We start from the raw sequence: 22,303 nt of genomic DNA on the forward strand, positions 1-22,303 counted from the left end.
CGGGGGCGACCGGGGCTGACGAGCGGGCGTGAGCGCGGCCAGATCGGGGGGGGCGGCCGCCCCGCGGGGGGGCCCCGGGACCCGCCCTGCCAGGTGTTCCGCGTCCTGTGCGGGCTTCCGTCGGCGACGGGTTTCGCAGGTGTGAACGGGACCGGCAAGGGAACTCGATACGTCGGCCGGTACCGGAAGACCGGTCACGCTGGGCCAACTCACGATTGGCGCCCCGGACCGAAGGAGCGGAGCCTTGACGGGTGGCATGACCCACGATTCGCACGTCCGACGTGTGCAGGAGGTACCCGTGTCCGCTGCTGTGTCCACGCCGACCGCTCCCCGGAGGCTGGGCGTCCGCATCCTGCCGGGTGTCTACGCGCCCCAGTACGACACACATCTGCTGCTCAGGGCCCTGGCCCGCGAGACCGTACGCCCCGGCTCCGAGGCGATCGACCTCGGCACCGGCAGCGGCCTCCTCGCGGTGGCCGCCGCACGCCGGGGCGCGAACGTGACGGCCGTCGACGTCGGCCGCCGCGCCGTACTCACCGCCCGCCTCAACGCCCGGCTCGCCCGGCAGCGGGTGACCGTCCACCGGGGCGATCTGGCGGACCCGGTCCCGGGCCGGACGTACGACCTGGTGCTCAGCAACCCCCCCTACGTCCCCTCGCCGCTGGGCCCGCCACCCCGGCGCGGGGACGCGCGCGCCTGGGACGCGGGGCACGACGGGCGCGCGGTGGTGGACCGCATCTGCGACGCGGCCCCGTACCTGCTGCGCAGGGGAGGCGTCCTGCTCATGGTCCACTCCGAGCTCACCGGTACCGAGGAGACCCTGCGGCGCCTGTCCCATGGCGGGCTGCAGGCCGCGGTGAGCGACACGGCGAGCGTGCCGTTCGGACCGGTCCTGCTCTCGCGGCTCTCCTGGCTGCGCGGCCGGGGCCTCCTGGACGATCACACCGACGAGGAGAAGCTGGTGGTCATCCGTGCCGAGCAGCCCTGAACGGTCGGGCCCTCCAGCCCGCGTCACCCTCGCTGCCGACGGGCCGCTCCTGGTGGAGGGTCCGGTCGAGGTGGTCGGTGACGACGGCACCCTGTACACCTCCCGCCGCTTCACCGCCGCCATCTGCACCTGCCGTAAGACCCGTACGTACCCGTGGTGCGATACCAGCCACCGCCGCCGGGTGAAGCCGGAGGCGGAGTCCGCCGACGGCGGGACCGACCGTACCGATGGAGCCGCCTGATGCCTGCCTACCGTGAGCCGAGGCGCCGGAGCCCCCCGCTGCCCGCCCCGCGCGGACCGCTCTCGGGCGAGGTCATCGCCGCCCTGCGCACCGGGGCGGCCCCCCGGGCCGACACGGCCGGTGACGCGGACCCCTTCGGCGACGACCTCCAGCTCGCCCTCTACGTCCTGTACGAACTGCACTACCAGGGCTTCGAGGACGTGGACGAGGAGCATGAGTGGGATCCCGCCCTGCTCGGACTGCGCCGCTCCCTGGAGCATCCCTTCCTCGCCGCGCTCCGCGCCGGTGTCCGCACGGACGGGACCGTGGACACCGCGCTGGCCGGTCTGCTGGTCGAGCCCGTCGGCGACGACGGCCGCAGTGTCAGCCACTTCCTGCGGCACGACGGCGAGCTGTGGCAGCTGCGCGAGTACGCCGCCCTGCGCTCGCTCTACCATTTGAAGGAAGCCGATCCGCACGCCTGGGTGCTCCCGCGGTTGTACGGACGGGCCAAGGCCGCGATGGTGGCGGTCGAGTTCGACGAGTTCGGCGCCGGACGGGAAGCGGACATCCACGCCCGCCTGTACGCCGACCTGCTGAGCGACCTGTCGCTGGAGACGGCGTACGGGCACTACCTCGACGCCGCGCCCGCCGACGTGCTCGCCACCGTCAACCTGATGTCCCTGTTCGGGCTGCACCGCTCCCTCCGGGGCGCTCTGGTCGGCCACTTCGCCGCCGTCGAGGTCACCTCATCACCCGGCTCACGCCGGCTCGCCGCGGCACTGAAGCGCGTCGGCGCGGGACCGGCCGCCCAGCGGTTCTACGCCGAACACGTGGAGGCCGACGCGGTGCACGAACAGGTGGTACGCCGCGATGTCATCGGGGGGCTGCTCGCCGACGAGCCGCATCTGGAAGCCGACATCGCCTTCGGTATCGAGGCCACCGGACTGCTGGAGGACCGCCTCGCCGCGCGTCTGCTCGCCGCCTGGCGGAGCAACTCCACAGCGCTGCGCGGTCCGCTGGACTGACGGGCTGCGACGAGAAGGGCCTCACCGCCCGGTGGGGCCCTCTCGCATGCGGTCACCGTAGGTGACCCCACGAGATGCGATCCGGCCGTACTCCGGTGACGCTGGGGCTCCGGTCCCGCACGCAACTCCTGTTGCCGACGGAGGAACCACGACGGAGGACATCCCCATGAACTTGCCCGACACCCCGCTGGAACGAGTCCGCCGCATCCGCGAACGCGCCGAGGAGCTGGGCCGCGCCGCCGACCGGGCGACCGACCCCGAGCACCGGCAGCGCCTGCGGGAGAAGGCCCGCCGCCTGCTGGGTGAACAGCTGGAGGGCCAGGAAGGGAACTGAGCGGAAAGGGTCAGGAGCGGAGCTGACAGGCGGAGGCCAGGAGCAGGGCCCGGCCCGTACAGGTCAGGACGGAAGCTGAGCCGCGGGGGCCACGCGCGCACCCTCGATGCCGTGCCGCTCCAGCGCCTCGGCCACGAACCCGCTCGCCTTCATCTCCTCCACGAAGGACGCCAGCACCTCCTGCGCCGCCGCACCGCGGGCGGCCGGGATGCCCATGGCCTGCTGGATCACCATGAAGCGCCCCGGCAGCAGCCGTACGCCGGGTGCGCGCCGGGCTTCGGACTCCAGCAACTGGCGGATCCCGGCAGCCACTTCGACCCGTCCTTCCCGCAGGGCGGCGAGCGCGGCGGGGGCGCCCTGCAGCCGCACGATCCCGGCGTGCTCGATCGCCCGGGTGAGGAAGAGGTCGTAGGCGCTGCCCGAGCCGACCGAGATGCGGGTGCCCTCGCGGTCCACCTGCCCGTTCTCACCCAGCGCGGACGACTCGGGTACGAGGTAACTGCCCTCGATCAGTACATAGGGAGCGGTGAACAGCAGCCCCTCGCTGCGCGCGGGGTCCACGGCGAAGAAGCCGATGTCCGCCTTCTCCGCCTTCACCGCGTCCACGGAAGTGGCCGCCTTCTCGAAGACCACGAGTTCGACGGGCACCCCGAGCCGCCGCCCGAACTCGTACGCGAGGTCGACCGACACACCGACAGGGTCGCCGCCCGCCGGGTCCCGGCTGGCCAGGATCGGATTGCCGAGGTTGACGGACGCGCGCAGGGTGCCGTCGGGCGCGAACGCGGGAACAAGGGCCGGAGCTATCTGCTGCGGGGTCATGCGGGCGAGTTTACGAGCCCGGTCGCCGAAGACGACGGGGCCCGCCACCCCGCCGGCCTGGCCCGCGACCGCCTTCGTACGGCTCACGCGCCCACCGTCCCGTCCACCCCCTCGCGCAGCAGATCCGCGTGCCCGTTGTGACGGCCGTACTCGAGGAGGACATGCACCATCACCATCCGCAGCGAGACCTCTTCGCCCCCCCCGGGGCTGGTAGCCCGCCAGGTCCAGGGAGCCGGCCGCCCGCTCGATACGCCGCGAGGTCTCGACCTCGGCCTCCCAGGCGGTGAACGCCTGCACCCGGGTCGACGCGCTCGCGCACTTCATGGCCAGGGTCGCCCGGTGGTAGTCGAGGAAGGCCGCAGGGTGTCGCGCTCGCTCCCGAAGGATGGGGGGCCTGTCCGGTGGTCCTGTGTCATGGCCGCGTCCCTCGTTGCGTTGTGCCGGCGGTCAGTATCCCTTCCGTCTGACCCGTCCCTGCTGTCAGGCCAGCCGCACCTTCACCGTCTGCGTCGCCCCGCGTGTACCGGAGAGATCACCGAACACCAGGATCAGGGACGCCCCCGTGGCCGCCGACGTCACGGTCGGCGGCTTCGAGACGACGGAGGAGACGGCCCTGTTCCAGGTAAGGGTCAGGCTCGTCCGCATCCGCATGGGGTCGCTGACGCAGACGGTGGCCGTGCCGTCCGGGTGCTCGGTGGCCATGACGGAGCAGGGGGCGTTCGCGGTGAGCGGCCCGACGCTTCCGCCGAACCAGAAGTTGACGGCGGTCAGCCCCAGCGAGGGGACCGACACACCTTGCTGGTCGTCGGTGTTGGCGAGCACCCGCAGCCAGCCGGTGTCGGCGGCCCGGGCGGCGGTCCGCTGTTCGGAGGCGCCGGGCAGCAGCTGGTAGGCGTAACCGCCGTCCGTGGGGTTCTGGCCGTGGTCGACCCAGAGGGTGAGGTAGGTGCGCGTCACCGTGTCCGTGGAACCCCCGGTGTTGATGTCGCGCCACCGCCCGGACCGGTTCTCGCGCAGTGCCTTGACGCTCGCCCGGCCCGGGAACACATAGCCGCCGTGCCCGCCGAGATGGGCCCAGGAGGCGTCGGTCAGGGTCGCCGACCACGGGCGGGTGACGGGCTTCGCCGAGCCGTCGACGGTGAAGGGGGCGTTGCCTGTGGGCCCCAGGTTGCGGTTGTCGACCGTGGTCTCCACCGCCGCGCCGTCCTGGCAGCGGATGCCGGCGCCCAGGCACACCACCGTGTCGTCGAGGAAGAACCATGACTTCTTCGCCAGAAGCGTGCTGGACAGCCCCTTGAGGTACTGGCCCAAGGCTGCCCGCTTCTTGTCGGTGACCCCGCCGACCCAGTTCACATCAGGGAGCGCCACGCCCCAGTCGCCGCCCGCCCCGTCGGCCAGCGGCTTGCGCGAGGCCGTGGTGCCGGGGAGCCGGTACGGGTCGACGGTGGGCCAGAACGCGTCGCTGTACTGGCCGTTGGCGAAGGTGTCGCCCCACCAGTAGAGCATTCCCGAGCCGGTGTGCCAGCCGCGCAGATTCTCGCCGTTGCCACTCTCGTAGTACGTGATCCGCCGGTCCGCCATGCTCAGGGCGGCGGCCCAGCCCGGGCGGCGGTGGGTGGCCCTCGCCATGTCGGGGAAGAGGCGGTGGCCCTCCGGCTCGGGGAGCGGGGTGAGCGAGGCGTCGTCCAGTACGGACTTGAGGCGGGACAGGGCGGTGAGGTTGAGGGACGGGTTGCTCAGCGGCGGGCTGTAGTAGTCGCGCTGGGCCCAGCCCTTGACGAGCGCCCGCCACCGGGCGTTCTCGGCGGCCGACGCGCCCCGGCCGAGCAGCACGATCGAGGCGAGGACGGGGTGGCCTCGCCGGTGGTCGTCGGTCTGTCCGCGGCTGATCGCGCGGCCCGCGACGGTGTCCATGACGAGCCCGTTGTAGAGGAAGGGCGCCCAGGCGTTCTCCACCGCATCGAACACCACCTGCCGCTTCGGGTCGGACACCTCCCACGCCGTCCCCTTGAGCAGCGCGAACAGCAGACCGAGCCCGCCGAGCATCACCGACCCGTAGCTGCCGGTGTAGGGCACGGTGGTGTGCTGGATGAACGAGCCGTCGGCGTAGAGGCCGTCGCCCTTCGTGACCAGCGGGAAGACGGGGGAGAGGGCGTCCCGGGCGAGTGCGATCTTGGCGTCCGTCCCGCCGACGACCCCGCGCAGGGCCAGCACCCGGCACAGGTCGACCCGGTTCGCCCCGGTACTGGTGCCCGTGTACGAGGCGACGGCGGAGTCCGGTACGAAGTGGTCGACGGCGGCGCAGTAGCGCCCGAGCTGCGCCGGGGTGAGGGCGTCGTACATCAGCACGCAGACGTCCAGCAGGGCCTGGGGGGCGCCGATCTGCCAGCTGTACCAGTTCCCGTACCGGCTCCGCCCGGCCTTGTAGACCTGGCTGTCGAGGTGTTCGAGACCGGTGACGATCGCATCGCGCAGGGCGGTGTTCCCCGTCAGGCCGGTGCCCTGCTGCCGGTAGGCCTGGGCCATCGTGTTGAGGCGGACGAAGCTGTCGGCCATCCTCGCGGAGAAGCCGTACGACTCCGGGTCGGTGTTCGGGTCGGGGTCCGCGTACACGGCGTCCGGCCACAGCGACCCGTTCGCCGGAGCCATGCTGTCCAGCCACTGCCGGGCCTGGGTGCCGAGCGTCGCCAGCCGGGTCTTGAAGGGTTCGGCGGTCGGACTGAACCCCTCGCCGAGGATCAGGGCGCTCCAGGTGGCGCGCAGCGCGGCGTACGGATCGTCGTCCGCCGCGGTGGCGGTGCGGGGCGCGGCCAGCACGAAGGTGCTGCCGCCTGCGGCGGTGAGCACGGCGGAGGCGGCGAGGAACGTACGGCGGGACCAGGCAGATGTCATGGGTGGGCTCTCCGGGTCGGGTGTCTCGTTTCCGGCGGAACCGGTGCGCCGAGCGCTGACCAGATCCCTGGATCCGACTGTTCTGAGCGGGCAGGCACTTTCTAACAGCCGCCCGGCAATCCGCTCAACAACTTTGGCCGAATTGATCGTGTTGATCGGTTCGGTGTGGGGGTAGGTCGCTGGTTCGGGTGTATCGGCGTGCTTCCCTGCGGCAGAGGCAAAGTCGTCGGTGGGATCGTTTCGAGCGGATGTGATCGATATGGTTGAGGGGGCCGGACGGAGGCGTCAATGCCGACTCCACCCCGCGCCACCGGCCACACAGCCGCAGCCGTCTTCCGATACCGATCAGAGACCAAGGGGATCCATGCGACTCCACGTCGACCAGCGCCACGAGCGGGTGCTCCAGCTCGTCCGCGAACGAGGCAGCCTCCGTGTCGCCGAACTCGCCGAGGAGCTCGGCATGTCCGCGGTCACCCTGCGCCGGGACGTCGAGGCGCTCGCGGCACAGGGCTTGGTGGAGCGGTTGCACGGTGCGGTGGTCTGGCCCTCCGGGGCGTCCGGCCCGGCCCCCGCCGCCGTTCCCTCCGCCGAAGGTCTCGTGGTGGGCATGGTGGTCCCGACCACCGACTACTACTACGCGGATGTCGTGCGCGGTGCCCGGGAAGCGGTGGAGGCCGCGGGCGCGCGCCTGACGATCGGGCTCTCCCGGTACCTCCCCGACGAGGACGAGGCCCAGGCCCGCCGCCTGCTCTCCACCGGCGCCGACGGCCTTCTGCTGACGCCCAGCTGGGAGCGGGGCCACCCCAAGCCGGGCGACGGGCTGTGGGTGGCCGAGCAGGAGACCCCGGTCGTCCTGGTGGAGCGCTGGGCTCCGCTCGGCCACCCGGTGGCGGGGCTCGACCGAGTGCGCTCGGACCACGCCCACGGTGCCGCGGAGGCGGTCGCGCACCTGGCCCGGCTCGGCCACCGGTCCATCGCGCTCGCCGTGCAGGAAAGCCCCACCGCCCCCCGGCTCAGGGCCGGTTACGCGGCCGCCGTCGCGGCTCTCGGGCTGAGCCCGGTCGCAGCATCGCCCCTTCAGGACGCGCCGTCACGCTCGGAGACCGACCGTTTCGAGCGGACGCTGGAGTATCTGTGCGAGGGGGTGGCGGACGGCGACGTCACCGCCGCGATCGTGCACAGCGACGCGGACGCGATCGTGCTCATCCCGCGCCTCCAGGCCCGCGGCGTGCGGGTGCCTGAGGACCTCGCGGTGATCGCGTACGACGACGAGGTGGCGAGCCTGGCCGATCTGCCGCTCACCGCCGTGGCACCGGACAAGCTCGGGGTCGGCGCGGCGGCGGCCCGGCTCCTGCTCTCCCGGCTGGGCGTGCCCGACGAGGGCCCCGCCGCCCGCCGCCACCTCGACATCCTGCCCACGCTGCGCGTCCGGGTCTCCTGCGGAGCGGCTGCCGCCCGCGCCTGACCTGACGCGTACCAGCCGTACCCCGGGTCAACGGGCCCTGCGGGGACGGCTCATCGCCTGCCCCGACGCGTCGCACCGGAGGTCCGTCCGCACACCATCAATTGATCGATTCGATTGAATTGGTCGTTTCCTCTTGACGTTGATCGGTTCCGCGCAAAATGATGTGTGCCGTTCACCTCATCTCCCGCAGTTCGAGGTCCCGTAGGAGCCGGCCCATGCCTTGTACGCACCGCACCACCCGCCTCGCCCTCGTGGCGTCCGCCGCCTCACTGGCCCTGCTCACCGCCGCCTGCGGTGGCGACTCGGGCTCGGACGCTTCAGGCCCCGGTGACGGGAAGCCCGTCACGCTCACCTTCTGGTCGGCCACCGCGGGCGCCAAGGAGACGGCCGAGGCGTTCAACAAGACGCACTCCGGCATCAAGGTGAAGTTCTCGCTCGTCCCGGCGGGCCCCGAGGGCGTCACCAAGCTCTCCAACGCGGTCAAGGGCGGCAACGCCCCCGACATCGCCACCATGGACTACTCCGCCCTCCCCGAGTACGCCAGCGAGGGCAATCTGGAGGACCTCACCCCGAGCTCCGGCGAGCTGGTGAAGAAGGAGTTCCCCGAGGCGGTGCAGTCCCTGGTGAACCTCGGCGGCTCCACCTGGGCCGTCCCCTTCGACGTGACGCCCATCCAGCTCTACTACCGCAAGGACCTCTTCAAGAAGTACGATGTCGAGGTCCCGGCGACCTGGGCCGAGTACCGCAAGGCCGCCGAGAAGATCCAGCAGGGCGATCCGAGCCTCACCATCACCAACTTCGGCGGCGGCGACCCGGCTCTCCTCTCCGGGCTCGCCTGGCAGGCAGGCGCCCAGTGGTACGGCACGAAGGGCGACGCCTGGAAGGTGAACATCGACGAACCGGCGTCCCAGAAGGTCGCGGGCTACTGGGACGGCCTCCTCAAGGACGGCCTCGCCTCCAGGACCCCGCTCTGGGGCGAGGGCGAGACCAAGGAGCGCGCTACCGGCAAGGTCGCCACCATCATCGGCGCCGCCTGGAGCGCGGGCAACTTCCCCGTCAGCTACCCCGACAGCAAGGGCAAGTGGGGCATAGCCCCGCTCCCGACCTGGGACGGCACACCGAGCACCGGCATGTACGGCGGCACCTCCTACATCGTCCCCAAGGGCAGCAAGCACACCGACGCGGCCGCCGAGTTCATCAAGTGGGTCACCACCGACCCCCAGGCCATGACCGCCCGCCTCAGCTCCCTCAAGACCCCCAGCAGCGCCCTGCCCGCCAACGAGGGCATGCGGGCCGCCGCGGCCAAGGAGTTCGACAGCTCCTACTTCGGCGACCAGGACGTCTACCGGCTCGCCGGTGAGGCCGCGGGCACGATCGTGCCCGGCTGGACCTGGGGCCCGGTGCAGCAGCAGGTCACCTCGGCACAGATGGCCGCGGGCGGGGACCACACCAGGATGCTGAGCGCCGGACAGGCGAAGGGTGAGAGCGCGGTCACGGACCGCGGTCTGAAGCTCGCCAAGTAGCCCGCCACCCGGCCGGGCGGGGCGCGCGCAACACGGCACAGCAGACGACCGGCCGTTCCGCGTACGCCGCCCCGCCCTGGGCCCCCTCTCCCCTCCCGCCCATCCTGCCGAAGGAGCACCAGGTGGCAGCCCCATTCACCCGGCCGGCCAAGACCCCACCGCCCCGCCGAACCGCGTCGCCGTCGGACGGCACCGCCGCACCGAAAGGCCCCGGCGGCCCGGGCGCGCGGCGCGGACAGCGCCGGGCCGTGGCCCTGTTCATGGTGCCGTTCTTCGCCCTCTTCACCGCCGTCACCGTCCTGCCGATGTTCTACGCGGCCTGGATGAGCCTCTTCCGCGAGGAGTCCTCCGGCCTCGGATTCGGCGGCACCCAGCGCGTCTTCGCCGGATTCGGCAACTTCGCCGAGGCCCTCGGCAACGAGGCGTTCCTCCGCTCCTTCGGCCACATCGCGTTCTACTGCGTGCTGTACATCCCCGCCATGGTCGGCGGCGCGCTCATCCTCGCCCTGCTCGTCGACTCGGCCATGGCCCGGGCCCGCCGCTTCTTCCAGATCGCCTACTTCCTGCCGCACGCGGTACCCGGCCTGATCGCCTCGCTCATCTGGCTCTATCTCTACACGCCGGGCCTCAGCCCGATCACCGACGTACTCGATGCCCTGGGCGCGAACTGGAACTTCTTCGGCCAGGACGAGGCGATCTACTCGGTCGTCAACATCTCCGCCTGGCAGTGGACCGGCTACAACATGATCATCTTCTACGCCGGGCTCCAGGCGGTCCCGCGCGAGGTCCTGGAGGCCGCGACCGTCGACGGCTCCGGTGCCCTGCGCACCGCCCTCCAGGTCAAGGTCCCCATGATCAGACCGACCGTCGTCCTGACCCTGCTCTTCACCTGCGTCGGCGCCATCCAGCTCTTCGACGCCCCCAAACTCGTCCAGCTCCGGGCCAACACCATGGGCGAGGACTGGTCGCCGACCATGTTCATCTACACCGCGGCCTTCAAGGGCCACGACTACGGCCTGGCCGCCGCGAGCTCCCTGCTGCTCGCCCTCGTCGCCGGCCTGCTGTCCTTCGTCGTCACCAAGCTCGGCAACCGGTGGAAGGCCTCATGAGCACCCAGACAGCCACCCCCGACGCACCGCCCGCCCCCGAGCCCCGTACCAAGGCCGGGCACCGACCGTCCCCGGCCCCGCGCCCCCGGCGTACCCAGGGGCTCATCTCGAAGGTCGCGGTCAACGCCGTGCTCGCCGTCGTCGCCGTCTACACCCTCATGCCGCTGACCTGGCTGCTCATCGCCGCCACCAAGAACTACCGCGACCTGTTCGCGACCAACCCGTTCAGCCTCGGCGACTTCCACCTCCTGTCCAACCTGGAAGCCCTGTTCGCCTACAACGACGGGCTGTACGGCCGCTGGCTGCTCAACAGCCTCCTCTACACCCTGGTCGCGGCCGTCCTCTCCACCCTGGTCTCCGTCGCGTGCGGCTACGCCTTCGACAAGTACGTCTTCCGGGGAAAGGAGAAGCTGTTCGGCGTCGTTCTCGTCGGCGTCCTGATCCCCTCCACCGTCGTCCAGCTCCCGCTGTACCTGATGGCCTCGGAGCTGGGTCTCGTCGACACCTACTGGGCCGTGCTGATCCCCAGCCTGGTCAACCCGTTCGGCGTCTACCTGGCCCGCGTCTTCTCCGAGGGGTACGTCCCCGGCGAGGTCCTCGAAGCGGCCCGGGTCGACGGGGCGGGAGAGATCAAGACCTTCACCCAGGTCGCCCTGCCGATGCTCGCGCCCGGCTTCGTGACCATCTTCCTGTTCTCCTTCACCGCCAACTGGAACAACTTCTACGGCGCGCTGATGATGCTCAACGACGAGCGGCTCTACCCCGTCAACCTGGGCCTGTTCATGTGGAACCAGAACGTCTACCAGCAGCCGGAGCTGTACCCGCTGGTCATCGTCGGCTCCCTGGTCGCCGTCGTCCCCCTGATCATCGCCTTCCTCTGCCTGCAGCGCTTCTGGCGCTCGGGCCTCACCGCAGGAGCCGTCAAGTGAGCAGCCCCGCCCCCACCGCCGGCCGGCTCCGCACCCGCCCCCGTACCGTCCTGGCGATGAGCGGAGAGACCCGCGACGCGATTCTCCCCCCGCTCGCCCTGGAGCGGCTCGCCCGGGTCGCGGACGTACAACCTGCCCTGCTCGTCACCGACTTCGGTGCCGACGACCCGGCCCAGCGCGCCGCACTGCGGGATGCCGAGGCCCTCTTCACCGGCTGGGGATGCCCGCCTCTGACCGCCGACGCCCTGAGCGCCATGCCCCGCCTGCGGACCGTCGTGCACGCGGCGGGCTCGGTCAAGCACCACATCACCCAGGACGTCTGGGACCGGGGCATCACCGTCTCCACGGCCGCCACGGCCAACGCCCTCCCGGTCGCGGAGTACACGGTCGCGGCGATCCTCTTCGCCAACAAGCACATCCTGGAGAGCGCCCGCGTCTACCGCGAGTCCCGGACCCGGGTCAACCTGCTCACCGCGTTCCCGTCCATCGGCAACTACCGCCGTACGGTGGGCATCGTCGGCGCCTCCCGCATCGGCCGGCGCGTCGTCGAACTGCTGCGCCCCTTCGACCTGCGCCTCCTCGTGCACGACCCGTATCTGGACGAGGAGAGCGCACAGTCCCTCGGCGTGGAGCTGACCTGTCTGGAAGCGCTCGTCGCGCAGAGCGACGTCGTCACCATCCACGCCCCCGAACTCCCGCAGACCCGCCACCTGTTCGACGCCGGCCGCCTCGCGCTCATGCGGGACGGCGCGACACTCGTCAACACGGCACGCGGTTCGCTGGTCGACACCGACGCGCTGGTCAAGGAGCTGGTCACCGGCCGGCTGAACGCCGTACTGGACCATACGGAACCCGAAGTGCTGCCCGTGGACTCGCCGTTGTACGACCTGCCGAACGTGCTGCTCACCCCGCACATCGCCGGCTCCCAGGGCGGCGAACTCCACCGGCTGGCCGACGCGGCGGTCGACGAGCTCGAGCGGTACGCCCACGGTCTGCCGTTCGCCCACGCGGTGGACCCCCGCACCCTGCACCAGCAGGCCTGACCCCGTACTCCTGCCGCCGCCCAGCATCACCCCGGGAGACCGCCATGCCCCGTGCCCGCCGCGTCCTCGTCGTCGGCATCGACGGCGTACGCCTCGACACCCTCGCCCGGGTCCCCACCCCGCACCTCGATACGGTCGCCGACGCCGGATTCCTGGCCCCCGTGACGATCGAGGAGTCCACCCCCACGATGTCCGGCCCGTGCTGGGCGACGATCGTCACCGGTGTGCGGGTCACCAAACACGCGGTGTTGTCCAACGACTTCAGCGGCCATCGCCTCGGCGTGTTCCCGGACTTCACCACCCGCCTGGCCCGCCAGGACGGCCGCCGCACCTATGTCGCGGCGGCCTGGGAACCCCTGGTCACCGTGGCCGACGGCGGGCCGATGTTCCGCCGCCCCACCCGCCTCACCCACCACGCACCGGCCGCCGACACCCCGCAGGCCTGGGAGGACGCGGACGAGGCGACCGTACGCGACGCCGTCGCCGTACTCACCCACGAGGACATCGAGGCCTCCTTCGTCTACCTCGGCGCCCCCGACGAGACCGCCCACCACCTCGGCTGCGGCGCCGCGTACGAGCAGGCCATCGCCTCGGCCGACCGCCGCCTGGGCCACCTCCTGACCGCCCTGCGCGCCCGCCCGTCGTACGAGGCGGAGGCCTGGAGCGTCCTCGTCGTCACGGACCACGGGCACCGGGACGAGGGCGGCCACGGTGGGGCGAGCGAGGCCGAACGCACGGCGTGGCTGGCCTGCGCGGGCCCCGACATCACGGCGGGCGCCCGCCCGCTGCGTCCGGTCCGGCACGAGGACGTCGCGGCCCAGGTGTACGCGGCCCTCGACCGGGCTCCCGACTCGCACTGGACCCTCGACGGCACCGCCGTACCGACCCTGCCCCAGGCGGTCCTCCTCGACATGGACGGCACCCTGGTGGACACCGAGCCCCTGTGGCTCGCCGCCGCCCGCGAGGCCGCCACCGCCCATGGCCACACCCTGACCGACGAGGAGGGCGCCGCTGTCCTCTGACGCACCTGCGCCGACACGGCCGCCTACCTGGCGACGCTGTGTCCACGGGCCGTCAGCGACCGGGTCCTGGAATCCGCCCTGGAGGACACGTTCCTGGCAGCGGTCCAGGCAGGCATCGAGCTACGCCCCGGCGCCCGCGACCTGCTCGGCCGGCTGGCCGACGGGAACACACCCGCGGCCCTGGTCTCGGCCTCCCCGCGCCGGGTCGTGGATGCGGTGCTCAGGACACTGGGCGCCGAGGTGTTCCGTACGACGGTGGCGGACGGCGAGACGGACCGCTCCAAGCCCCACCCGGACCCCTACCTCGAAGCGGCGGCACGCCTCGGCCTCCCGCCCGGGGCCTGCCTGGTGGTCGAGGACAGCCCCACCGGCATCGCGGCGGCCGAGGCGGCGGGCTGCCGGGTGGTGGCCGTGCCCTCCGCGGCACCCGTCCAGGCGGCCCCGGGCCGGAGGGTGGTCGGCGGCCTCACGGCGCTGCTGCACACCTGGGGGCCGTACGGAACCTAGGCGGCTTTCGCCGCGGGCGCGGGCAGTACGGATATCAGGCGGCTCACCGTCCGGGCCATCGCGTCCCGGCCCTGGGCGAGGTAGGCACGAGGATCGACGCCGCGCTCGTCCTGCGCGAGGCGTTCCCGTATCGCCCCGGTCATCGCGATGTTCAGCGCGGTGCCGATGTTGACCTTGGCGATCCCTCCGGCGACCGCCCGCCCGAGCTCGTCGTCGGAAGCGCCGGACGAACCGTGCAGCACCAGGGGAACCGGCACAGTCGTACGGAGTCGGGCCAGCAGGCCGTGGTCGATGCGGGCGTCCCGCGAGGTCATGGCGTGGGAGGTGCCGACCGCCACGGCCAGCGCGTCGACCCCGGTGGCGGCGACGAAGGCGAGAGCCTCCTTCGGATCCGTACGGGCACCAGGCGCATGGGCGTCCAGCGGAGCCTGCCCGTTCTTGCCGCCGACCTGCCCGAGCTCGGCCTCCAGCCAGAGACCCGCTCCGTGCGCCCATACGACGGCGGCGCGGGTGGCCGCCAGGTTCTCCGCGTACGGCAGCCGGGCGGCGTCGAACATCGCCGAGCTGAACCCGCACTCCGCCGCCTGGTGCAGCAGCTCGGGGGAGTGGACGTGGTCGAGATGGAGGGCGACCGGAACCGCGGCCGCCCGGGCCGTCTCGTGCGCGGCGCGGGCCAGCGGGCGGAGCCGGCCGCCGTGGTACTTGACCGCGTTCTCGCTGATCTGGAGGATCACCGGCGACCGTGCGGCCTCGGCGCCCTCCACGATGGCTTCCGCGTGCTCCAGGGTGATGACGTTGAACGCGGCGACCGCTCCGCGCCGGACCGCGGCGTCGGCGATCAGCTCGCCGGTGGCGGCGATGGGCATGGCAACTCCGTCGGTGAGAGGCCGTCAGGCCGTGCTGAGGATGACCGAGCGCGTCAGATGGCGCGGCCGGTCCGGATCGAGGCCGCGGGCCTCCGCGATCGCCAGCGCGAGCCGCTGCACCCGGACCAGCTCCGCCAGCGGGTCGAGCCCGCCGGCCACCCACCGGGCACCGGTGGCGTGGACCTCGTCGGACAGCCCCGCCGGTGCGTCACCGAGCATCCAGGTGGCGGTGGAACGGGTGGAGATGCTGATCGGGCCGTGCCGGTACTCCATCGCCGGATACGCCTCGCTCCATGCCAGCGCCGCCTCACGCATCTTCAGCGCCCCCTCGTTGGCGAGCCCCACACTCCAGCCCTGCCCGAGGAAGGTGAACTGGGTGCACTCCACCAGACCGGCCGGCAGCGGCTCGGCGAGCGCGACCTGGGCGTCCTCCACGACCGCCTCGGTGTGCAGGCCCAGGTGGGCGCGGAGCAGGGTCAGCGCCGAGGTCGCGAACCGCGTCTGCACGACGGACTGCTCGTCGGCGAAGCCGAGGACTACGGTGTCGTCGGCCATCGCCGCCATGGGCGTGTCGGGGTCCCCGATGATCACGGTCCGTCGCGTGGTGCCCCTGGCCTGCGTGAGCAGGCCGAGCACTTCGGTCGTGGTGCCGGAGCGGCTCAGCGCCACGATCCGGTCGTAGCGGCGGCCGACGGGGAACTCCGATGCGGCGAAGGCGTCGGTCTCGCCCTGGCCACTGCCCTCGCGGAGGGCCGCGTAGGCCTGGGCCATGAAGTACGAGGTGCCGCAGCCGACGACGGCGATGCGCTCGCCGGTCGCCGGGAGCTGTCCCGCGAGTCCGTCGGTCATCCCCGCCGCCCGTCGCCAGCAGTCAGGCTGACTGGCCAGTTCGCGTGCCACATGCGTCATCTGATCTCCCCATCCCACATTGAATGCTCGAAGGTGCATATTAGTGCCGTGTTTCGAGCATTATCAAGCAGTACGGCTTGCGGGAGTGCGCGCCAGGACGCGGAAACGCCCCCCGGTGCGGACCGGGGGGCGTGACGGACGGGAAGGGGAAGGGGCGGCAGTGATCAGCGCAGCGCCGAGGGCAGCGCCTCCCGGTGGATGATGCCCAGCCGCTGGGTGGCCCGGGTCAGCGCCACGTACAGGTCGCTCGTCCCGTACCGGGCGGGCTCCACGACCAGCACATGGTCGAACTCCAGCCCCTTGGCCTGCCGCGGATCGAGCAGGACCACCGGGCGTGTGAGGTCGGGCTCGACCCCCGCGGTGAGCCCCTCCACAGACGCGGCGATCTCCTCGTGCAGCGCACGCGGAGCGATCACCGCGAGACGTCCCTCCCGGGGTGTCAGCTCCGCGACGGCCTGCGCCACCGCGCCCGCCAGGTCCTCACCGGCGTCCCGCACCCACGGTTCCTCGCCGGTGGACCGCACCGAACCGGGCGCCACGAAGGAGGGGTTCCTCTCCCGTACGACGCGGGCGGCCAGCCCCATGATCTCGGCGGGCGTACGGTAGTTGACCCCGAGCGTCACATGCTCGAAGCGGTCACCGACGTACGGCTCGAGGATCTGCTCCCATGAACCGACGCCGGCCTCCTCGGAGGTCTGGGCCGGATCCCCCACCAGGGTCAGCGAACGGGTCGGTGAGCGGCGCATCAACAGGCGCCACGCCATCGGCGACAGCTCCTGCGCCTCGTCCACGATGATGTGGCCGAACGCCCAGGTGCGGTCGGCCGCCGCCCGCTCGGCCGCGCTGCGGTGGTCGATCTCCTCGTGCCGCTCCGCCATGCGCTCGGCGTCGATGATGTCGTGGGCGGCGAGGACCTCGGACTCCTCGTCCTCGAACTCGTACGTCTCCGACCCCCGTGACAGCTCCAACAGCCCCTGCGCGTAGGCGATCCGCTCCTGCCGCTCGGCCTCGGCGGCGGCCCGCGCGGCGCTGTCGTCGGCCCCCAGCAGTTCGGCCGCCTCGTCGAGCAGGGGAACGTCCGCCGGGGTCCACGCCCCGTCGGCGGGCGCCCGCCGCAGGGCGTCGGCATCCTCCTCGCTCACGTACACGGGCTCGGCCAGATACGCCGCGAGGAACTCCTCCGGAGCCAGCGGGGGCCACAGCGACTCGATGGCCTCGTGCACCTCCCCGCTCATCGCGACGGCCTTGCCGAGCTGCGCGATGTCGTCCGGCCCGAGGAAGTTGGGCCCGCCGTACGGGTCGGCGCCGATGCGCTCGGTGAGCTGCGCGGTGAGGGCGTCGATGATCCGGAAGGCGAAGTGCGGGCGGGCGAGGTTGTGCGGCAGCAGGGTCTCCCGGGCCGACTGCCGGGCCTCGTACGCGATCTCCCAGTCCAGGATGAGGTCCCCGTCGTCGTGCGGGATGACCAACGGCGCACCGGGCTCGGGCAATTCCTGCCGGTCGCGTACGGCGAGGGCGAGCGCCTCGGCCATCTGCGCGCCGCCCTTGACCGCGGCGGCGCGGGGCGTGTCCGTGCCGGTGGCATGGACACCGGGGAAGAGTTCGGCCTGTGTGGCGAGCAGGACGCCGGTCTCACCGAGGGCGGGCAGCACCTCCGCGATGTACCGCAGGAAGGCCGGATTGGGCCCCACGATCAGCACGGCACGCTTGGCCAGCACCTCGCGGTGCTCGTAGAGGAGGAAGGCGGCCCGGTGCAGTGCGACGGCCGTCTTGCCCGTGCCGGGCCCGCCCTCGACGACGAGGACACCGCGGTGCGGGGCGCGGATGATGCGGTCCTGCTCCGCCTGGATGGTCCGCACGATGTCTCCCATGCGGCCGGTGCGGGCGGAATTCAGCGCGGACAAAAGAACGGCGTCGCCGTTGCGGTCCTCGAAACCGGTGCGGTCGTCGTCCCCGAGGTCCAGGATCTCGTCATGGAGTTCGGTGACCGTACGCCCCTCGGAGGTGATGTGCCGACGCCGCCGCAGCCCCATCGGCATGTGCCCGGTGGCCAGATAGAAAGGCCGGGCGACCGGCGCGCGCCAGTCGATCAGAAGAGGCGTGTGCGCGGCGTCGTCCTCGCGGATCCCGATGCGCCCGATATGGTGCGCGGCGCCGTCGGAAAGATCGATGCGCCCGAAACACAGTGAGCCGTCCACCGCGTTGAGCGCGGCGAGAAGCCCCGACCGCTCCGTGACGAGCACATCACGCTCGAGCTTGGCCTGCAGACCGGTCCCGACCGGCGTCAGCGCCTCCTCGACACGCCGGGCCGTGACCCCGCGCAGCTCGTCGACGCGCGCGTGGACACGGTCGGTGAATTCCTGTTCTTCCCGCAATTCGACGGCTTCCCGGTTTGACAAAACGGCTCCCTGACGGATATGGTTTCTCTTATAAGGCCTCCGCGTGGGGCCTTTCTGCATGAGCACAGAAGAATCAAATATACGGCGAAAATCCCTGGTACGCAATTGCGGACCGGGGATTTCCTGCGCGAGGGGTCCGCGGGCGGGAGCAGGCATCGGCCCAGGCAGGCGGCACGTCCGTCACGACGCCGGAAGGGGTGCGCCCGTCCAGGTGTATTGCCTCCGGCATGTGCGTGTCCGCCCGTCCGCCGCGGCCCTCCTGCGTCATGGTTTGGGCTCCGCACCATCCGTTACGCAGTTGCTGAGAAGGAGCACCCATGCTTCGTCGTATCGCCATCACTCTTGCGACCGTCGCCGCGGCCGGCCTCATGGCGGCCACTCCCGCCGTGGCCGACGAGTGGGAGGGCGGCAAGGCCGGTGCCGGCTACGGGGCCGTCGAAGGACACCGCGGGACCGCCGAATACACCAACCTCGGCGGCCCGTACGGGATCACCCACGCCACGGAGAGCCGGGAGCACATCGCGGCGGAGCACGGCTACTTCTACGCCCAGTACCTGCAGGGCCGCAGCTGATCCTCCACCCGTGAACGCTGGTCATCCAGCGCTGAACAGGGCCCGCCCCCTCGGGGGCGGGCCCTGTTCGTGCCGCCGGGGCCCCGGCGGCTCAGAGCCCGCCGAGGTCCGAACTCAGCCAGCGCTGGGGCCGCATGTGGATGACCACCTGCTCGCCGTGTTCCTTCCAGGCGAGGTCGACGTAGCCGCCGACCTTCTCCGCGGGCAGATAGCGGGACGAGATCTCCACCAGCTGCTCACGGGTGGCGGGGAGTGTCGCGACGACGGGGCCCTCGACGGACACATAGCGGACGGTCGGCTCGACACGGTCGACCATCAGGGAGAACCGGCCCGCCCCGGCGATCAGCCGGCCCTTGCGGGAGTCGCGCCCCGTCATGATCCAGATGTCGCCGCCGGGTGCGTACTGGTACCAGATGGGCACGGTGAGAGGGGCGCGCCCCTCCTCCGCCGGGTCCACGGCCAGCGCGGCGACATGCGGTTCGGCCAGGAACTGTTCACGCTCTCCACGGGTCAGAGCCACAGGTACTTCCTCCATCGTGTGGTTTTCCTGCGCCCAGGATGCCGCCCTCCACCCCCAGCGCCCGGTCAGACACCCTGGCCCGTGCGGAGAGCCTCCACGGCGACCCTGGCCACCGCGCCGATCACGGCGTCCGCGCGCGGGAGCTTCCTGTCGGCACGGGCGGCCTGGGTGAAGACCACGGCGGTGTAGACGCTGCCGTCCCCGAGCTCCACCACCCCCGCCTCGTGGCGCATCGAGCCGAACGTGCCGGTCTTGCCGTAGACGGTGGCATCGTCGTACGGGAATCCGGAGGCCAGGCGGTGCGTCCACGGCTGGGTGCGCATCGCTGCCCGCATGAAGGAGCAGCTCTCGGGGGACGCGGCCTCGTCCGTCCAGATCGCCCGGAGCAGCCGGGCGGTCTCGGCCGGCGTGGAGGACGCCTTGTACGCGGGGTCGTAGACGTCCGGCGGTACGACGGTGTCGTTGTCCGCGACTCGGTCCAGGGCCGCGTCCAGCGACCCGGCGCCCGTATCGGCGACCAGCCGGTCGAAGGTTCCGACGACCCCTCCGTGGATCCGGGTGTGCGGCAGGCCGAGATCGGCGCACATTCCGTCGACGACCTCGGGGCCGACCGTACGCAGAAGGGCATGGGCCGCCGTGTTGTCGGAGACGCTCATCATCTGCACCACCAGGTCGCGCAGCGACATCGTGACCGGGTCGCGCAGGACGGACAGGCCCGTGGGGCCGGGCACCCGGTCGGCGGCCTCCAGCGTGAGCCGGTGCCGGGGGTCGACCCGTCCCGCGTCGGCCAGTCGGCAGAAGGCCGCCATGAGCGCGACCTTGTAGACGGAGCCCATCGGCACCTGCTCGTCCGGGTCGAGAGCCACGCGGGCCGAGGGGCGGTCCAGTTCCGCCACGTGCAGCCAGCCCCGGACGCCGGCGTCGTCGAACAGGGAGCGGATGGTCCGCTCCACCCCGCCGGAGCGCGGCGGGGCGTTCACCGTGCCGCCTTTTTACGGGCGAGGACGTCCTCCAGCAGCTGTGCCGTCTTGGCGTGATCCCCGGAACCGGAACCGGAGCGCCGGGGATTCCAGACCACTCGCAGCCGCAGGGGGAGGGGAGGGTCGGTCGCCCGCCGCCGCTCGACCTGGGAGGCCGTCAGCGCTTCGTCCGCCGTGACCAGGACGGCCTGGCCCGCCGCCACCAGCGCCAGCCCGGCCCGCTCGTCGGTGACCACCACCGTCTCCACCCGGCGGCCCCGGCTCGCCAGCGTGTCGACGAACAGGTCATGGGCGGCGGGCGCCTCGCCTCGGGGGCGTACCGCGACGGGCAGCCGCCGGGGCGAGGTACCCGCAGGCGCACCACCGGACTCCGCCGAACGGGCCGGTGTGAGGATCCAGGTCGGCAGCAGGATCACCTGCCCGGCGGCGAGGCCGTGCAGGACGGAGGGGTGCCGGACCACGGCGAGGTCCAGGCGGCCCGACGCGACATCGGAGAGCAGGGTCGCGGAGGGAGCCGTCACCGTGCTGATGCGGACCCGGTCACCCGCCCGGACCGGGGCGGCCGCCACATCGGCCGCCAGGGGTGCCGGCACCTCGGGGGCCAGCCCCAGCCGCAGGCGGCGGCCGTCCGCGTGTTCGCGGGCGCCGGTCTCACGAAGCTCCGCCAGGGCGGCCAGAGCTCTGCGGGCGTGCGGCAGCAGCAGGGCGCCCTCCTCGGTGAGGAACACCCCGCGCTCCCGCTCGAACAGGCGGACGCCGAGCAGCGCCTCCAGTCGGCGCAGCCCCTGGGAGAGCGGCGGCTGCGTGATCCCCACCCGTTGGGCGGCGGCACCGAAATGCTCCTCCTCCGCCAACGCGACGAAGATCTCCAGGTGCCGTTGCGTCAGCACTCCCTCTCCCTGGCATGCGGCGATATGGCGGGCGAATCACTCCTATGCCGAGATCGTATTCGACATGCCGGCCGACTGCGGGTTTGACTCCGCAAAGGCCGACGACGCGGCCCGCACCTGGCACCGGAGCCCGGCCGCGACCGGGCGACCGCGCTGCACGACCACCGCCGAGAGAGGCCCTCCGCCGTGCCCTTCCGTACGCACGCCCATGTCTCACGCCGTTCCGCGCTCGCCGCGCTGGCCGGTGCCGCCCTGCTCCCGCTCGCCGGCTGTTCGACGGCCGGACCGGACACCGCCACCGATGGGAGGAGCGGGCCGAGCCCTTCCGGCCCCGCACCTACGCGGTCGCCCTCGGCCCTGCCCCGTACGGACCGCGCCTTCGCCGGACTGGAGCGGACGTTCGACGCCCGGCTGGGCGTGTACGCGGTCGACACGGGCGACGGACGGATCATCGCCCACCGCCCCGACGAACGGTTCGCCTACGCCTCCACCTGCAAAGCTCTCCTCGCCGGGGCCGTACTGGCGAAGAAGACCCTTCCGGAGATGGAGCGCCTCGTCCGCTATGACAAGGAGGATCTCGTCAGCCATTCGCCCATCGCCGAACAGCATGTCGCCACCGGCATGACGCTGCGGGCACTGTGCGACGCGGCCATCCGGTACAGCGACAACGCCGCCGCCAACCTGCTCTTCCGCGAACTGGGCGGCCCCAGGGGCCTCCAGGACGCCCTGCGCGGCGTCGGGGACCGCGTCACCCGCTGCGACCGCTACGAAGTCGCCCTCAGCGACGGGACCCCCGGCGACCTCCGGGACACCAGCACACCCCGCGCCCTGGCCACGGACCTGCGTGCGTACGTCCTCGCATCCGCCCTCCCCGCCGAAAAGCGGGCCGTGCTCACCGACTGGCTGAAGCGCAACACCACCGGCGACCACACCATCCGCGCGGGCACGCCCCGTGGCTGGGAGGTCGGCGACAAGACCGGCACCGGCGGCTACGGGACCCGCAACGACATCGCCATCGTGTGGCCTCCGGCCGGCGCCGCCCCGATCGCGCTCGCCGTTCTCTCCCGCCGCGACACAAAGAACGCCGAACCTCAGGACGCCCTCATCGCCGGAGCCGCGAAGGTAGCCCTCGACGCGCTCGCCTAGCCGCCCGGCCGCAGTTCCTCCACCACGGGCGTCGCCGGGTGGCGGCCGACCGGCAGTGCGTACCGGAGCGGCTGGTCCAGGTCGTCGAGGTCTCGAAGACCTCATCGCCAGATCGTCCCGGCACTGCGCGCGGAGAGACGAT

General features: G+C 72.1%; 19 protein-coding genes and 2 pseudogenes. 12 read left to right on the top strand and 9 right to left on the bottom strand.

All coding sequences use genetic code 11. The features are described 5' to 3' along the window. Positions 1 to 256 precede the first annotated feature (256 nt). From ABZ154_RS26530 to ABZ154_RS26545, 4 genes are all read left to right on the top strand, one after another. On the top strand, positions 257 to 988 hold the full coding sequence (locus ABZ154_RS26530; RefSeq protein WP_356836681.1) for a HemK2/MTQ2 family protein methyltransferase: 732 nt from the start codon (positions 257 to 259) through the stop codon (positions 986 to 988). Continuing rightward, positions 972 to 1,229, top strand: a complete 258-nt coding sequence (locus tag ABZ154_RS26535; protein WP_356836633.1) for a CDGSH iron-sulfur domain-containing protein — start codon at positions 972 to 974, stop codon at positions 1,227 to 1,229. Before ABZ154_RS26530 ends, ABZ154_RS26535 begins: the two co-directional genes overlap by 17 nt. Continuing rightward, positions 1,229 to 2,236: an iron-containing redox enzyme family protein gene (locus ABZ154_RS26540; RefSeq protein ID WP_356836635.1), complete on the top strand. Its 1,008-nt coding sequence runs from the start codon at positions 1,229 to 1,231 to the stop codon at positions 2,234 to 2,236. The genes ABZ154_RS26535 and ABZ154_RS26540 overlap by 1 nt, the downstream gene beginning before the upstream one ends. Before the next feature lie 166 nt (positions 2,237 to 2,402). Further along, on the top strand, positions 2,403 to 2,570 hold the full coding sequence (locus ABZ154_RS26545) for a DUF6381 family protein (protein WP_356836637.1): 168 nt from the start codon (positions 2,403 to 2,405) through the stop codon (positions 2,568 to 2,570). A 63-nt stretch (positions 2,571 to 2,633) separates the two neighbouring features. On the opposite strand, the gene ABZ154_RS26550 is transcribed toward ABZ154_RS26545, so the two are convergent. The 3 genes and pseudogenes from ABZ154_RS26550 to ABZ154_RS26560 form a co-directional block, all read right to left on the bottom strand. Further along, entirely contained in the window at positions 2,634 to 3,389 is a 756-nt protein-coding gene (locus ABZ154_RS26550) for a transporter substrate-binding domain-containing protein (RefSeq protein WP_356836682.1), read from the bottom strand. A gap of 83 nt (positions 3,390 to 3,472) precedes the next feature. Next, positions 3,473 to 3,805: pseudogene (locus ABZ154_RS26555) on the bottom strand (DUF664 domain-containing protein). Positions 3,806 to 3,869: 64 nt separating this feature from the next. After that, positions 3,870 to 6,281 carry a polysaccharide lyase 8 family protein gene (locus tag ABZ154_RS26560; protein ID WP_356836639.1) on the bottom strand — a complete coding sequence of 804 codons (2,412 nt, stop codon included), beginning with the start codon at positions 6,279 to 6,281 and terminating at the stop codon, positions 3,870 to 3,872. Between the two features lie 364 nt (positions 6,282 to 6,645). On the opposite strand from ABZ154_RS26560, the gene ABZ154_RS26565 reads away from it, so the two are divergent. From ABZ154_RS26565 to ABZ154_RS26590, 6 genes and pseudogenes are all read left to right on the top strand, one after another. Then, positions 6,646 to 7,746: a substrate-binding domain-containing protein gene (locus tag ABZ154_RS26565; protein WP_356836641.1), complete on the top strand. Its 1,101-nt coding sequence runs from the start codon at positions 6,646 to 6,648 to the stop codon at positions 7,744 to 7,746. A gap of 215 nt (positions 7,747 to 7,961) precedes the next feature. Further along, a complete protein-coding gene (locus ABZ154_RS26570) occupies positions 7,962 to 9,269 on the top strand; it encodes a sugar ABC transporter substrate-binding protein (RefSeq protein ID WP_356836643.1) in 1,308 nt (435 codons plus the stop codon). Positions 9,270 to 9,529: 260 nt separating this feature from the next. Further along, entirely contained in the window at positions 9,530 to 10,378 is an 849-nt protein-coding gene (locus ABZ154_RS26575; RefSeq protein WP_356836684.1) for a sugar ABC transporter permease, read from the top strand. Beyond that, entirely contained in the window at positions 10,375 to 11,307 is a 933-nt protein-coding gene (locus ABZ154_RS26580; protein ID WP_356836645.1) for a carbohydrate ABC transporter permease, read from the top strand. Before ABZ154_RS26575 ends, ABZ154_RS26580 begins: the two co-directional genes overlap by 4 nt. A 56-nt stretch (positions 11,308 to 11,363) precedes the next feature. After that, the gene (locus ABZ154_RS26585; protein WP_356836686.1) at positions 11,364 to 12,350 is read left to right on the top strand and encodes a hydroxyacid dehydrogenase; all 987 of its coding nucleotides are present in this window, start codon (positions 11,364 to 11,366) and stop codon (positions 12,348 to 12,350) included. 44 nt (positions 12,351 to 12,394) lie between these two features. Then, positions 12,395 to 13,879: pseudogene (locus tag ABZ154_RS26590) on the top strand (HAD-IA family hydrolase). On the opposite strand, the gene ABZ154_RS26595 reads toward ABZ154_RS26590, so the two are convergent. The 3 genes from ABZ154_RS26595 to ABZ154_RS26605 all read right to left on the bottom strand — a co-directional run bounded on the left by ABZ154_RS26595 (position 13,876) and on the right by ABZ154_RS26605 (position 18,029). Beyond that, positions 13,876 to 14,745: a class II fructose-bisphosphate aldolase gene (locus ABZ154_RS26595; protein WP_356836647.1), complete on the bottom strand. Its 870-nt coding sequence runs from the start codon at positions 14,743 to 14,745 to the stop codon at positions 13,876 to 13,878. The pseudogene ABZ154_RS26590 and the gene ABZ154_RS26595 sit on opposite strands and share 4 nt — an antisense overlap. 24 nt (positions 14,746 to 14,769) lie before the next feature. Further along, positions 14,770 to 15,654 carry an SIS domain-containing protein gene (locus ABZ154_RS26600; RefSeq protein WP_356836649.1) on the bottom strand — a complete coding sequence of 295 codons (885 nt, stop codon included), beginning with the start codon at positions 15,652 to 15,654 and terminating at the stop codon, positions 14,770 to 14,772. 164 nt (positions 15,655 to 15,818) lie between these two features. After that, positions 15,819 to 18,029: an AAA family ATPase gene (locus tag ABZ154_RS26605; RefSeq protein WP_356836688.1), complete on the bottom strand. Its 2,211-nt coding sequence runs from the start codon at positions 18,027 to 18,029 to the stop codon at positions 15,819 to 15,821. Positions 18,030 to 18,370: 341 nt separating this feature from the next. Between ABZ154_RS26605 and ABZ154_RS26610 the strand changes: the two genes are divergently transcribed. Next, entirely contained in the window at positions 18,371 to 18,625 is a 255-nt protein-coding gene (locus tag ABZ154_RS26610; RefSeq protein WP_356836650.1) for a hypothetical protein, read from the top strand. A 91-nt stretch (positions 18,626 to 18,716) separates the two neighbouring features. On the opposite strand, the gene ABZ154_RS26615 is transcribed toward ABZ154_RS26610, so the two are convergent. The 3 genes from ABZ154_RS26615 to ABZ154_RS26625 form a co-directional block, all read right to left on the bottom strand. Then, positions 18,717 to 19,145: a pyridoxamine 5'-phosphate oxidase family protein gene (locus tag ABZ154_RS26615; protein WP_356836652.1), complete on the bottom strand. Its 429-nt coding sequence runs from the start codon at positions 19,143 to 19,145 to the stop codon at positions 18,717 to 18,719. Between the two features lie 65 nt (positions 19,146 to 19,210). Next, positions 19,211 to 20,125, bottom strand: a complete 915-nt coding sequence (locus tag ABZ154_RS26620; protein ID WP_356836654.1) for a serine hydrolase — start codon at positions 20,123 to 20,125, stop codon at positions 19,211 to 19,213. After that, positions 20,122 to 21,015: a LysR family transcriptional regulator gene (locus tag ABZ154_RS26625; protein ID WP_356836656.1), complete on the bottom strand. Its 894-nt coding sequence runs from the start codon at positions 21,013 to 21,015 to the stop codon at positions 20,122 to 20,124. The genes ABZ154_RS26620 and ABZ154_RS26625 overlap by 4 nt, the downstream gene beginning before the upstream one ends. A gap of 186 nt (positions 21,016 to 21,201) precedes the next feature. On the opposite strand from ABZ154_RS26625, the gene bla reads away from it, so the two are divergent. Continuing rightward, positions 21,202 to 22,161 (top strand): class A beta-lactamase, encoded by a 960-nt coding sequence (gene bla, locus ABZ154_RS26630; protein WP_356836658.1) that lies wholly within the window; start codon positions 21,202 to 21,204, stop codon positions 22,159 to 22,161. Positions 22,162 to 22,303 lie beyond the last annotated feature (142 nt).

It is taken from the genome of Streptomyces sp. NPDC006261, from assembly GCF_040613515.1.
Lineage (GTDB): Bacteria > Actinomycetota > Actinomycetes > Streptomycetales > Streptomycetaceae > Streptomyces.